Origin of the sequence: Spongiibacter thalassae, from assembly GCF_012272835.1 — a bacterium.
Taxonomy (GTDB): domain Bacteria; phylum Pseudomonadota; class Gammaproteobacteria; order Pseudomonadales; family Spongiibacteraceae; genus Spongiibacter; species Spongiibacter thalassae.
In genome coordinates, this window is sequence record NZ_JAAWWK010000003.1 from 122,771 (window position 1) to 135,584 (window position 12,814).

General features: G+C 56.1%; 14 protein-coding genes. 7 read left to right on the forward strand and 7 right to left on the reverse strand.

Features of this window, described 5'->3' with window-relative positions; all coding sequences use genetic code 11:
* Positions 1-74 precede the first annotated feature (74 nt).
* A complete protein-coding gene (leuA, locus tag HCU74_RS09425; protein ID WP_168450186.1) occupies positions 75-1,775 on the reverse strand; it encodes a 2-isopropylmalate synthase in 1,701 nt (566 codons plus the stop codon).
* Between the two features lie 310 nt (positions 1,776-2,085).
* Here leuA and HCU74_RS09430 point away from each other — a divergent pair, with 310 nt between their 5' ends.
* From HCU74_RS09430 to HCU74_RS09440, 3 genes are all read left to right on the forward strand, one after another.
* Positions 2,086-2,547 carry an Lrp/AsnC family transcriptional regulator gene (locus tag HCU74_RS09430; protein ID WP_168450187.1) on the forward strand — a complete coding sequence of 154 codons (462 nt, stop codon included), beginning with the start codon at positions 2,086-2,088 and terminating at the stop codon, positions 2,545-2,547.
* 12 nt (positions 2,548-2,559) lie between these two features.
* On the forward strand, positions 2,560-2,928 hold the full coding sequence (locus HCU74_RS09435) for a Rieske (2Fe-2S) protein (RefSeq protein WP_168450188.1): 369 nt from the start codon (positions 2,560-2,562) through the stop codon (positions 2,926-2,928).
* Positions 2,929-2,991: 63 nt separating this feature from the next.
* Complete coding sequence (locus HCU74_RS09440) at positions 2,992-3,429, forward strand: DUF2721 domain-containing protein (RefSeq protein ID WP_168450189.1); 438 nt, start codon at positions 2,992-2,994, stop codon at positions 3,427-3,429.
* Positions 3,430-3,435: 6 nt separating this feature from the next.
* Here the strand turns inward: HCU74_RS09440 and HCU74_RS09445 are convergent, their stop codons facing one another.
* On the reverse strand, positions 3,436-3,888 hold the full coding sequence (locus HCU74_RS09445) for a PilZ domain-containing protein (protein WP_168450190.1): 453 nt from the start codon (positions 3,886-3,888) through the stop codon (positions 3,436-3,438).
* A gap of 229 nt (positions 3,889-4,117) precedes the next feature.
* On the opposite strand from HCU74_RS09445, the gene HCU74_RS09450 reads away from it, so the two are divergent.
* Together HCU74_RS09450 and HCU74_RS09455 are read left to right on the forward strand one after the other, a co-directional pair.
* Positions 4,118-5,398 carry an NAD(P)/FAD-dependent oxidoreductase gene (locus HCU74_RS09450; protein ID WP_168450191.1) on the forward strand — a complete coding sequence of 427 codons (1,281 nt, stop codon included), beginning with the start codon at positions 4,118-4,120 and terminating at the stop codon, positions 5,396-5,398.
* Between the two features lie 345 nt (positions 5,399-5,743).
* A complete protein-coding gene (locus HCU74_RS09455; protein WP_168450192.1) occupies positions 5,744-6,097 on the forward strand; it encodes a hypothetical protein in 354 nt (117 codons plus the stop codon).
* 218 nt (positions 6,098-6,315) lie between these two features.
* Here HCU74_RS09455 and HCU74_RS09460 read toward each other — a convergent pair whose 3' ends face one another.
* Positions 6,316-8,118, reverse strand: a complete 1,803-nt coding sequence (locus HCU74_RS09460) for an acyl-CoA dehydrogenase C-terminal domain-containing protein (RefSeq protein ID WP_168450193.1) — start codon at positions 8,116-8,118, stop codon at positions 6,316-6,318.
* 234 nt (positions 8,119-8,352) lie between these two features.
* Here HCU74_RS09460 and HCU74_RS09465 point away from each other — a divergent pair, with 234 nt between their 5' ends.
* Positions 8,353-9,474 carry an enoyl-CoA hydratase/isomerase family protein gene (locus HCU74_RS09465; RefSeq protein ID WP_168450194.1) on the forward strand — a complete coding sequence of 374 codons (1,122 nt, stop codon included), beginning with the start codon at positions 8,353-8,355 and terminating at the stop codon, positions 9,472-9,474.
* 24 nt (positions 9,475-9,498) lie between these two features.
* On the opposite strand, the gene HCU74_RS09470 is transcribed toward HCU74_RS09465, so the two are convergent.
* Positions 9,499-10,407 (reverse strand): alpha/beta hydrolase, encoded by a 909-nt coding sequence (locus tag HCU74_RS09470; protein ID WP_168450195.1) that lies wholly within the window; start codon positions 10,405-10,407, stop codon positions 9,499-9,501.
* A 173-nt stretch (positions 10,408-10,580) separates the two neighbouring features.
* Between HCU74_RS09470 and HCU74_RS09475 the strand changes: the two genes are divergently transcribed.
* Positions 10,581-10,799: a DUF2061 domain-containing protein gene (locus HCU74_RS09475; RefSeq protein ID WP_168450196.1), complete on the forward strand. Its 219-nt coding sequence runs from the start codon at positions 10,581-10,583 to the stop codon at positions 10,797-10,799.
* A gap of 3 nt (positions 10,800-10,802) precedes the next feature.
* Here HCU74_RS09475 and HCU74_RS09480 read toward each other — a convergent pair whose 3' ends face one another.
* From HCU74_RS09480 to HCU74_RS09490, 3 genes are all read right to left on the reverse strand, one after another.
* Positions 10,803-10,979, reverse strand: coding sequence for a hypothetical protein (locus HCU74_RS09480; protein WP_168450197.1), 177 nt, complete (start codon positions 10,977-10,979; stop codon positions 10,803-10,805).
* A gap of 106 nt (positions 10,980-11,085) precedes the next feature.
* Positions 11,086-12,273 carry a lipid-transfer protein gene (locus tag HCU74_RS09485; RefSeq protein WP_168450198.1) on the reverse strand — a complete coding sequence of 396 codons (1,188 nt, stop codon included), beginning with the start codon at positions 12,271-12,273 and terminating at the stop codon, positions 11,086-11,088.
* Positions 12,274-12,297: 24 nt separating this feature from the next.
* A complete protein-coding gene (locus HCU74_RS09490) occupies positions 12,298-12,732 on the reverse strand; it encodes a Zn-ribbon domain-containing OB-fold protein (RefSeq protein ID WP_168450199.1) in 435 nt (144 codons plus the stop codon).
* Positions 12,733-12,814 lie beyond the last annotated feature (82 nt).

Genomic DNA, 12,814 nt, shown 5'->3' on the forward strand with positions numbered 1-12,814 from the left:
TTGCCACTGTATTTTATCGACAAAAAAAGCACCCCGCTCGTTGAAAACGGAGTGCTCTCGAAGAGGTTGCGGGATCAGCCGGCTTGGCTTTCCAGCACTTCTTCTTGTTCTTGTCGTTGGTGTAACGACTGCGCCGCCGCGTTGATAACCGCCTGGAGCGAGGCGCTTACGACATCGCGGTGGCGGGCAATGCCGATGTAACGCTGACCGTTAATGGACAGCAGTATATAGGCAATGGCCAGTGACTCGGTGCCGGAGTTCATCGCGTGTTCACTGTAGTCGATAATTTCTACGGTGTCGCCAAAACGTTGCCGCCAGCCATTCACCAAGGCACTGATTGCACCTTCGCCGGTGCCGGTCACGGCAATCTCACTGCCAAATTGATTGAAGTGCAGGGTAAGCTGGTCGCGCCCGCCATGCTTGTCGTTGTTCTGTCTAAGGCTGTAGTCGTGCAGCGCGCAATGTTCACTGACAGCCAGATAGTTGTCTTCAAACACTGACCAGATCTGCTTGGGGCTGAGCTCACCGGAGCGGGCCTCGGCCTCGGCCTGAACTTTGCGGCTGGCGTCGATTTGCAGCCAGCGGGGCATTTGCAGACCAAAGTCGTTTTCCAGTACCCAGGCGACGCCGCCCTTGCCTGACTGACTGTTGATACGGATCACTGCCTCGTAGCTGCGGTTAAGGTCGGCAGGGTCGATGGGAAGATAGGCGACCTGCCAATGCTCATCGTCGCGCTGTCTGGCCATACATTTTTTGATCGCATCCTGATGACTGCCGGAAAAGGCGGTAAAGACCAGGTCTCCCGCATAGGGATGCCGTGGATGCAGGGGGATTGTAGTGCAGTGTTCCACAACGGCGATAATTTCATCCATATTGGAGAAATCCAGCTTGGGATCGACCCCCTGGCTGTACAGGTTCATCGCCATGGTAACGATGTCCATATTGCCGGTGCGTTCACCGTTGCCGAGCAGCGTGCCCTCTATGCGATCGGCGCCCGCCATCACTGCCAGTTCAGCGGCAGCAACGCCGCAGCCGCGGTCGTTGTGGGTATGTATCGATACCCGGTAGTCGCTGCGGTAGCGACTGTTGCGGCAAAAGTATTCCACCTGGTCGGCAAAAATATTGGGTGTGGCGCATTCTACCGTGGCCGGCAGGTTAATAATCAGCGGGCGGCCGCTGTCGCGCCACTGTTCGATAACGGCATCGCAAATTTCTACAGCGTAGTCCACTTCGGTGCTGCTGAAGCTTTCCGGTGAGTATTGGAAAGACCACTCGGTGTCGGGATTCTGCGCTGCATAGTCACGCACCCATTTGGCTCCTTGCACGGCAATGGCGGTGATGCCCGCCTTGTCCATGCCGAATACCCGTTCGCGCTGAACCGGGCTGGTCGAGTTGTAGACGTGCACGATGGCTTTTTTAGCCCCGCGCAGGGCCTCGAAACTGCGCACGATCAGTTCTTCCCGAGCCTGCACCAGTACCTGAATCGTCACATCGTCAGGAATCCGGTCGCCGTCTATCAATGCTCGAACAAAGTCGAAGTCCGGTTGTGAGGCAGAGGGAAAGCCGACTTCGATTTCTTTAAAGCCGAGCTTGACCAGCAAATCCCACATCCGCAGCTTTTGCTGAACGGTCATGGGTTCCACCAGTGCCTGATTACCATCGCGCAGGTCTACCGAGCACCAGTCAGGGGCGCTGGTAATAACGCGGGACGGCCATTGGCGGTCGGGAATGGCGATTTGTGCGGCGGGGCGGTATTTGCGGTGGTCAAAGCTCATGGTATTTCCTGTCAGTGGGCTTGGCCCATCATTGTGTTGGGGATGGCGCTCGCCGGGGTGTGGCGTCTGTCAATTCGGCGGCAGGCGGGGTGGTCTGCCGCAGTGGGCGCGGTGGGCTGGCGGGGTAATGCCGGCTTTCGGCCCGGTCGCAGAAGTGGGTAGGCTTCTGAAACCTTGGAGCTAGTCTATCGAAGGCACTGGAGCAGGGGATTGCTAAGTGTTGGGTTAAAAAGTTTTATTTTCTAGAATATTGCTAAAAAATGAGAAATATTGAAATAATATGGCGCTAGTAATATTAATGGTGGATTTTATGAAGATCGATCGCTACGATCGCGCTATTCTGAGTGCTCTGCAAACGGATGCGCGCCTCACCAACCAGGAATTGGCAGATCGGATTGGGTTATCGCCTTCGCCCTGTCTGCGACGGGTCAGGCGGTTGGAGGAGTCGGGTCTGGTTGCGGGGTATCGCGCCATACTGGACGCGCGGGCGCTGGGTTTAAGTCTGATGGCGTTTATACAGATTCGCATGGACCGCCACACCCCGGAGCGCTTTGAAAATTTTGAGCGCCATGTGTCTGCTTGCCCCGAGGTGCTGGAATGCCATTTGATTACCGGCCAGGACGCCGACTATCTGCTCAAGGTGATTGTGCAAGACATGGACGGCTTTCAGGCATTGCTGTTGGAGCGCATCACTCGAATTGAAGGGGTGAGCGGAGTACACTCTAGCTTCGTCATGAAATCGCCCTTGGCGAAAACGGCTTTACCCCTGTGACAGGAGAGTCTTATGGCTGGTCAGATCATTGCAAGTGTAGAAGAAGTAAAAGAAAACGAGTTTCTGGTGCGCGAAGCCAACGGTAAGAAGATTTTGCTCAGCCGTGTTGATGGCCAGATTGCTGCCATCGAAAACCGCTGTCCTCATCTGGGCTTGCCCCTGGCCAAGGGCAAGATTTGCGATGGTGTGGTGGTTTGCCCTTTTCACGGTTCCAGTTTTGATCTGTTGACCGGCGATAATATCGACTGGACCAATGCCTTTTTTGGCAAGGCGCTGCCGGGCTGGAGCCATAAGTTGGTGGCGCTGGGGAAAAAGCCGACACCGGTGGCCACAGTGGCTATCGAGTGTGTTGATGGCAATGTCGTGTTGCGCCAGGACTAAAGATAAAAACCTGCGGATGGCGTTCAGGTTAACGTCGATTCAACTTAGTAAGTAAGGACCTTCATGGCAGCGGACATTGCTGTAGTGACCATCACCCATGCCATTCAGCAGGCGGTGGCTCCGGTATTCCTACTGGCGGGTATCGGCGCGATACTCAATGTGCTGGCCGGGCGCCTGGCGCGAATTATCGACCGCTCCCGAGCGCTGCACAGTCGTCTGGAGTCGGCAACGGGTGACAGAGCCGCGGGAATGCGCGACGAGCTGGTGATTTTGACTCGCCGGGCCAGAGTCGTAAATCGTGCCATTGCCTTTGGTACGATCAGTTCGTTGCTGGTATGTGTGGTAATTGCCCTGTTATTTATCAGTGCTCTGGGCGAATGGCAGGTCGGGATGACCGTCGTCGGCCTGTTTGTGGCGGCAATGGCGTGTTTGATTATTTCGCTGATCAGTTTCTTGCGGGAAATACAGCTGGCCATGCGGGTGATTCTGAACGGCCCATAAGCTGGGCTAGCCCATTCGGGACTTATCCATCAAAAACATCGGGAATTTCTTGCGGATAAAGGTCTGTTCACGTAGCAGATTGCCGACATTGAGGCTATTTGCCAGCTCGATCGCGGCGCCGTCCCGATCGATGCGCAATACATTGCCTGCGACCCTTACCGAGGTGTTGTCGTGGAAAATTACTGTACCGGTAACATGCATGCCAATGTCCAGTTCCGCGTCACCAGCGGTGTCTATTTTCATTCCGCGTTCGGAAATGTCCACCACTTTGTAGGTTTTGCCGGTGTCGTGCTCAAAGGGCGGCTTCGCCGCTTCTGGGTACGGTACACGGAAATAACGTCGTTTTTGGTCTTGCTTGTTCACATTCAAGTCACTGAGCTGGGTGTAATGGAGTCGCCGTCTACTGGTCCAAAGCATACCACAGTTCTTTCTGGCCGCAGCGAGGTGGCCAAAGTCCATGTCGAAAATCACCCTTGCTGAAATTGGCGTTGGCAGCGGTGCCGTTGAAGTGTTGTTTTTGGTTGCCGAATACAGCTAGCAGTTTACTCTCCGGCCACCTCCAGTCGAACCCTGTGTCGTGAACGTTGTCCTCCTATTTTTCAGGGTGATAGGGGCTATTTTCCAGTGTCAATTGTCGGCGGTTTTACCCTGCCGTAGACTTGGCGGACACATATTCTGGAGCAGTGAAATGACTGTAAAAATAGTAATTGTTGGCGGCGGTGCCGGTGGCCTGCCACTGGCGACATCGCTGGGTAAACGACTGGGGCGCAAGGGGCGCGCATCGATTACCCTGGTCGATGCCAATGCAACACATATCTGGAAACCGCGCTTTCACGAAGTAGCAACCGGGGCGATAGACGCCGATTTGGATGCGGTGGACTACCGCGCCCATGCCCAGCGTAATCATTATCGCTTTGCCCTCGGTACGATGTCCGGTATTCGGCGGGACACCAGGCAGCTTGTGCTGGCGCCCCTGTGTCGCGACGACGGAGAAGAAATACTTCCCGAGCGTACCCTCGACTACGACTATCTGGTGCTTGCAGTGGGCAGTGTCGGCAATGACTTTAATACGCCGGGCGTGCGCGAGCACTGTCTGTTCCTTGACAGCCGCCATCAGGCCGACCGCTTCCATGAGTTGTTCCTCGACCTGTGTCTGCGGGTGGACTATTCCGCATCGCCGTTTTCGTTGGCCATTGTTGGCGGCGGCGCGACCGGTGTGGAACTGGCAGCCGAATTACATCATGCCGTGGCCCTGTTGAAATCCTATGGTCATGAGCAGCTGGACCGAGCGCGAATGACCGTTCATGTCATTGAGGCCGGCCCCCGTCTGTTACCCGCTCTGAAAGAGGAGCTGGCAGCGACTGTGCGCAGCGAGCTTGAGCAGATGGGGGTAGCGGTACATGTTGATACCAAGGTGCAATCTGCCGATGAACGGGGATTTGTGCTCGCCGATGGCGGACGTATCGATGCTGACCTTTTGGTGTGGGCGGCGGGGATAAAAGCCCCCGAGATACTGCCAACCCTCGGTTTGGGGGCCAATCGCCTGAATCAAATCCCGGTAAACAAAGCACTGCAAAGCGAAGACCCCAGAGTGTTTGTGATGGGGGATTGTTGTGCCTGTGAGCTGGAAGACGGCAAGAATGTGCCGCCGAGGGCGCAGTCTGCACAACAAATGGCAAAACATCTCAGCCGAAACCTGCAGCGTTTGATAGATGGGCAGCCGCTGGCCGACTTTGCCTACCGGGATCACGGCTCGTTGGTGTCGCTGTCGAATTATGCGGCGGTGGGCAATTTAATGGGCAGTCTTCGCGGTGGGTCAATTTTTGTGGAAGGCTGGATGGCGAGAATGATGTATATCAGCCTGTATCGCCTGCATCAGGCTGCGCTCTATGGTTGGTTGCGCACATTGATGTTGCTGCTGGCCGGGCGTTTTAACCGCCTGTGGCGTCCGCGTTTGAAGCTCCACTAAACTCGGTAAAGGCCTCAGCCGGGCTGCGTTGGGTAGCTCGGCGATTCGGCTTTTAGCCCGGTCCGTGGGGCCTGGAGGCTAGGGTACGGATTTGGATCACCGTAAAGTGAGTGTTCCATCACACTCTGACCAAGAATGATGACCCTGTAACCGCTTATTCTCACCTGAAGCGCCTACTGCACAGTCTTTTCCCCTAGAATGGCCCTGTCCTGTGTAAGGGCATCTCCTGCTGGATGCAAGCGCTTCATTCAATCAGGACATAACTTAATAATTAAGGCGCAAATTTTATCTAAAAGACGAGGTTTTCGTTATCGCGACGCGTCTATTTTCCAGGTCAGGTGAATTATGAAATATATGATGTTTTCTACCCTGTTAGTCGGTGCCTTTGGTATTCATTCTGCACATGCCGCCGAACCGATCAATTGTCTGGATTTAAAGGTTGAGGTACACGAGTCAGCGTCTGATTCATCCAGCTGCCCTTATTACAATCGCGGGAAGGTTTCCACCCGCTTCCTGGTAAAAAACAGCTGTAACACCCCGGTGAGCGGTGTGTTGAGTTATACCCGCGAAGATACTGCCAATGCTGCAGCGTTGAATGTCAAAACCTTTGCAGTAGAGGCCGGTGCAGTGGCTGAGGTTGCCAACCCCTGTGACGAGCAAGGTTCATGGAACTATCAGGTTTCTCAAGTAAGTTACTGATACTCGGTTAATGATTGTCGTCTCGCCGCCAGCGGTGAGACCAATACCCCGCCAAATATAGCGCTGTGGCGCACTTCAATAATTTTTTCTGATTTCGCCAGGATGTGCGGAGACCGCGACACGGTTTCCTGTGCGTCGCTCGCCCGTGGATACTGGCGGAAACAAAAAAGGCCGCCTCAAGGGCGGCCAAACTGACAGGAAAGGGTCAGCAGTTCGCCTTAGCGAACGGCAAAATGTTCCGGTGACATATCCATAACGCTACCCGTGCTGCTGTCCATCGCTGCCCCGTGGGCTTTTGCTCTGGGCAGGAGTCGCGCGAAGTAAAACTCGGCGGTTTCCAGTTTGGCGCGATAGAACGCACTGTCGCCCTCGCCCTTGTCCAGCTTGTCGGCGGCGACCTCTGCCATCATTGCCCAGTAGTAGGCCATCGACAGATAACCGGCGTACATCAGGAAGTCGTAGGACGCGGCGGCCACAGCGTCGCGATTGCGCGAGGCGCGGGCAACCATTTTCAGTGTTTTCCAGTTGAGCTTGGCGGTATAGCCAATCAGCTTGGCGCTGTAGCAGCGGCGTTTGCCGCTGATCAGGTTTTTAAAGCCGAAACTGTAGAGCTTCTTGCTGAAACCCGCGTAGAGCTTGAAGCCATCCAACACCACTTTACGGCCGATCAAATCCATTGCCTGGATACCGGTAGTACCCTCGTACATGGTTGCAATCCGCGCGTCGCGGTAGATCTGCTCCATGCCGTGTTCCTTGATAAAACCGTGGCCGCCATATACCTGCATGGCATTGCTGGCCGATTCCAGTCCGGTTTCAGTCAGGAAGGCTTTTAAAATAGGGGTAAGGAAACCCAGTTCGTTCTCTGCGGCGTCCCGTTCTTCTTCTGTTTTGCCATGTACCATATGGTCGGAGTACTTGGCGGCGTCGTAGATCATCGCCCGACCACCTTCAGCAAAGGCGCGGGCAGTTAACAGCATGCGGCGCACATCGGCGTGGTGGATGATGGCATCACCGGCCTTGTCGGGGTTCTTGGTGCCGGACAGGGCGCGCATGGAATGACGCTCCATCGCATAGGGCCAAGCGTTCTGATAGGCCAACTCGGAGGCTGCCAGGCCTTGAATCGCTGTGCCGATACGGGCGGTGTTCATGAAGGTAAACATCGCTGCCAGCCCTTCGTTTTCCTTGCCCAGCATAAAGCCGCGAGCGTCGTCGAAGTTGATGACGCAGGTCGCGTTGCCGTGGATACCCATTTTTTCTTCAATGCTGCCGCACTTCACGCCGTTGCGCTCGGTGATGCTGCCATCGGCTTCGCAGTTGAATTTAGGAACGATGAACAGCGAGATACCCTTGGTGCCTTCGGGGGCGCCGGGAGTACGGGCAAGCACAATGTGCACGATGTTCTCGGCCAGATCGTGTTCGCCGGCAGAGATAAATATTTTTGAGCCGTTTAGTGTGTAGCTGCCATCGGCTTGCGGGTCAGCCTTGGTTTTCATCTGGCCAAGGTCAGAGCCACAGTGGGCTTCGGTCAGACACATGGTGCCGGTCCAGGTACCTTCGCAGAGTTTGCTGAGGTAGAGATTTTTCTGTTCGTCAGTGCCGTGAACATAGAGGGTGTTCATCGCCCCCAGGCTCAGGCCGGGATACATGCCCCAGCTCCAGTTAGCGGTGCCGACCAGCTCGGACTTGATCAGTCCCAGCGACATGGGCAGCCCCTGTCCTCCGTACTCCGTGGGGTGCGACAGGCCCTGCCAGCCGCCCTGAACCCACAGGTCGTAGGCTTCCTTGAAGCCGGGTGGAGTTGTAACTTCGCCGTCGTTCAATACGCAGCCGTGCTCGTCGCCGACCTTGTTCAGCGGAGACAGTACTTCCTCGGCAAATTTTGCCGCTTCGCCGGTGATGGCATCGATCATGTCGGGGGTGGCTTCTTCGCCGCCGGGTATGCTTTGGTAATGGGTCTGGTAATCCAGCACTTCGTTGAGCACGAAGTTGATATCGCGTGTCGGGGCCTTGTACGTTGTCATGGCTGCCTCGTAAGTCAGTGTTCCCTTGCTGAATGCAAGTATTCTCGATTGGGGAGGGAGCATAGCGAAAGGCGTAGAGGGTAAAATTGGCCGTAGTGGTTATAAAACGATGACGCTAGGGCCAACGTTACCGACTATCTGTGCAGTAATTAGCCATTCTGACTTGAGTCGGGCTGGCGGCGGCGCGATACTCTGGCGTGGTATCCGCGACTCCCGCAAGGGCAGAGAGGTGTTATGCAGGTCGATTTCTCCGTGTGTTTGGAACGCCATCCTTTACCCGCCGGTGGCTATCTGGCGCAATTAACCCTGAATGCGCCTGCTCGTCTTAATGCCCTTACGCCGGAAATGGCCGAGTTGCTGTATCGCTTTCTGTCGGATTTGCGTGACGACAGCGAGGCGGTAGCTGTGTTGCTGGACAGCGCCGGGGGCCGCAGTTTCTGTGCGGGTGCCGATGCTCGCAGGATGATGCAGTCGGCCCTGTCGAACCCCGGAGGTGCAGCGGTTGAGGCTGAAGCATTCCTCGCCTGTGAGTATCGAACCGCATATATGATTCACACTTTCGCCAAACCGGTTATTTGCTGGGCGGATGGACTGGTACTGGGCGCTGGCCTTGGCTTGATGGCGGGCGCTTCACATCGCATTGTCACCGAGAACAGTCAGCTGTCTGCACCAGAGGCGACCATCGGTCTGTTGCCCAATGCGGGAGCGGGCTGGTTTTTAGGGAAGATGCCGGGCAAAACCGGGCTATTTGCTGCGCTGACCGGAGCCAGGATGAGTGCGGCCGATGCGCTCTATGGCGGGCTCGCCGACTATTGCTATGCGTCAACCTTCAGACAGCAATTATTGCGCAGCCTGCTGCACCTTCCATGGTGCGACGATCATCGAGCGAATCACGAAATGCTCACCGACGCCCTGACCGACTGGGAAGCGGAGCAGGGCATGAGTCTGGCGAATGCGCGGCTCAAGGAGCATCGCCGTTGGATAGACCAACATTGCGAGGCCGAGTGTGCAGTACAACTGCGCCGGGCCCTGCAGCGCGGTGCAGAGTCGGATCCCTGGCTACAGAGCGCTGCCGAGGGCGCTGATAAAGGGGCTGCAAGCTCTCTGGCCCTTATCGTCGCGCAGTTTGCCGCCAGTACCAACAAAAGCCTGGCAGAGGTGTTTAAGCTTGAAATGATCCTGGTGGCCAATCGCTTGCGCGACCCGGAGTTTGCCGAGGGTGTGCGCGCCCGGCTGATAGACCGCGACCGCGATCCCCATTGGTGCTATCAGTGTCCCTCCGAAGTGCCACAGCAGGAAATCGATGCCCTGTTCGCGAGTCCCTGGCCGAATCATCCCCTGGCCGATATGGGCTAGAGCCGGTCGGTTAGCGGCCGGGAATTAGTCTGCCATGGCCTCGGCGTTCGCATGTTGGTTCGCGAAAACGCCGGAAATAAATCGGTTTATAGCCGCCAATACTTCACTGTTATCGCGCTTAAATCCGCTGAAGGCGAGTAAGGGCGTGGCGTGGTTGCCGGGTAACAACACGAGTTCGACCGGGTTGTGATGCTCGCGGAGCTCTCTGGCTAGCCGTTCGCTGTTGAACGCGCCGACAGTGCGGTCATTACTGCTGTGGATCAATAAGGCGGGCGGGGCGCTGCTCGTTGCAAAATTTATGGGGTTGCCGTCGTGATAATTCTCCGGTGAGGCGAATATCGCCGCAACCTTTGCCGCCTTGGGCGGCAGAAAGTCGTAGGGGCCAGAGAGGCCGATAACACCTTTTATCCAGTTATTCGGCGTGCCGTTATAGGGTGCCAGATAGCGTGGGTCGAGGCTGAGGCTGAGCGCCGAATGGGCACCGGCGGAATGGCCGGCGAGATACAGCTGTTGCGGGTCGCCGCCGTGGTGGCTGGCGATCTGCCTCAAATGGGCCGTTGCCGCTGCGGCATCTTCGATAAAGGCGGGAAAGACAACCTCGGGATAGAGTCGATAGCTGATGATAGCCGCGAGATAGCCTTGCTGGGCCAGCGTTTCCCCGACAAAGCGGTATTCCTCACGCTCACCTGACGACCAATAGCCGCCGTGAATAAACAGCACAACCGGGAGGTTTTCGCCTTGTGTTGGCCGGTAGAGATCCATTTTCTGCCGGGCGTGGGGGCCATAGCTCAAGTTGTGTACAGCGCGGGTGTCGCCAGCGTGACTGAGCCAGTTAACCGCGCGAAGGGCGCAGCCGGTAATCGAAAACATAACAAACAGCAATCCGAGTAATTTAAGTGTCCCCCAAAGGTGGGAGATTAACCTGTTAAGCATGACATAACACTTGTTTAACGGTGAATGGCCTTTACGTGTCATCGCGGTGATTAGAGCAGGAGTTATATTGTGATTGTTAATAGCTATTGATGTTATAGAATAGATTGTCTTTAATGATAAATGAGAATCGTTATCATATATGTGTTCGAGTAATTCTTACACAGGTAATGACCATGAAAAAAACAATCAGCTTTGCCGTTATGCACTTTTCAGTGGCTTTTGGTGTGGCCTACGCCCTGACCGGCAGCTTTGTGATAGGTGGCTTGCTGGCGGTGGTTGAGCCTGCGGTTAATACCGTGGCCTTTTATTTTCACGAACGGTTTTGGGAGCGTGCATCTGCGCCTCGGTTTACCCTGAGAGTGGACGCTGGCAGTGCGACTGTGGCGGTGTAACAGTTAACCCATCCAGTGCTTGAACAGGGCGATGACGATGGATACGCCCACCAGCGGGAGTATCCATCGGCTTATCGATTGCTGCTTTTCCGCACTCATCTGCGGTGAAAAACGCTCGATTAGCGGAATAAGCACAATCAGTGAGAGCGCCAGAAAGCCGAGTATGGTGATTAAAGCCAAAGTGTCATTCTCCCTGCGGTGGTCTGAAAACATCCTATTTGCGCAGGGATCGAATCAATGCGCAAGACCAATGTCGCGACAGCGTCACCACTTTGGCGGGTAGCGGCTATTTTTTGACGATAACCGACGAACCGTGACCAAACAGGCCCTGGTTGGCAGTGATACCCACTTTAGCGCCGCTGACTTGACGGTCGCCGGCTTCGCCGCGCAACTGCCAGGTGAGTTCACAAACCTGGGCTAGAGCCTGAGCGGGAACCGCCTCGCCAAAGCAGGCCAGACCGCCGGAGGGGTTCACCGGCAGGCGACCACCCAGACGGGTAACACCTTCCCGCACCAGACTGGCGGCTTCACCTCGTGGACAAAATTGCAAATCTTCGTACCAGTCCAGTTCCAGCGCCGACGATAAGTCATAGACCTCTGCGACGTCGACATCCTCTGGGCCGATGCCCGCTTGCTCATAAGCCTTGACCGGCAACGCCGCGCGAAAGCTATGGGCTTCAACCCCCGCTGCTGCGGCGGAATCCGTCGCGATATCCGGCATTTCGACAACAGCGCTGGCAAAGGTCGGGGTGACGGTGGATACCGCAGCGACTTTCACCGGGTTGGTCTTTCCAAGCCGTTTGGCGTAATCCATGCTGGATACGATCATCGCCGCGCCGCCGTCGGAGGTCGCACATATCTGTAACAAGCGCAGAGGATCGGCCACCATCGCTGAATTCAGTACTTCGTCCAGGGTGAATTTCTTTTTGTAGCGGGCATTGGGGTTGGTAAACCCGTGCTCGCTGTTTTTGATTTTTACCCTTGCGAAGTCTGCTTCGCTGTCGCCGTAGAGGTCAATGCGGCGGCGAGCATACAGGGCAAAGTAGGTCGGGTTGGTAATGCCCAGGTAGAAGCGCAGCCAGTCCGGATCCTCGGGACGATAGCCCTTGGCGGGGGCGAGAAAACCCTTGGGAGTGGTGTCGGCACCCACCACAAGGGCCACTTCGCACTCACCGGAGAGAATCTTTGCCTGCGCGGCGGCGAGGGCCTGGGAGCCTGAGGCACAGGCGGCGTAGGAGGTATTTACCTGGGCACCTTGCCAGCCCAGCGCCTGGGCGAAGGTGGCGCCGGCGACATAGCCGGGATAGCCGCAGCGCATGGTCGCGGCGCCACTGACAAAGCCAACGTCCTGCCAGGGAATGCCGGCATCAGCAAGTGCCGCACGGGCTGCATGTACGCCATATTCGGTAAAGTTTTTGCCCCATTTTCCCCAGGGGTGCATGCCAACGCCCAGAATCGCGATGTCGTTACTCATAGTGTTCTCCTAAATCAGTCGCGTTCAGGCCTGTGGCCGCCATTTCCAGGTAACTTTGATCGTGTCGTCGTCTTCGTGCAGAGCTTCCAATGCCAGTTCTACCGGCTGGCCTACCTTTAGTTCGTCCACCCCTACACCCTTGATAACCTGCCCAAGCACAATCATTTTTTCGCGCTCCAGTTCCACCGCAGCAATGGCGTAGGGCACAAAGGGGTCGTCGGCAACAAAGGGCTCGGGGGGTTGGTAGCAGGCATTGGTGTAGGACCAGATTTTTCCTTCACGGCTCAAGGGCAGTTCATTGAAGCTGCTGCTGTCACAGCCTGGATTGCGGCAGTAGCTAATGGTTTTCGGGAAATAGTAGGTGCCGCAGACGGTGCACTGGGCGCCGATCAGGTGTGGCTGTTCGTGGTCGAGGCTGTACCAGCCGTCGATGGCCGCGCTTACCGGCTTGTCGCTCATGGTGAATCTCCGCTGTGCTGTCGCTGGATATGGTGCACATCATGGCAAGTCACCGTGGCAAGTGTTATCGCCCAAACGGTTG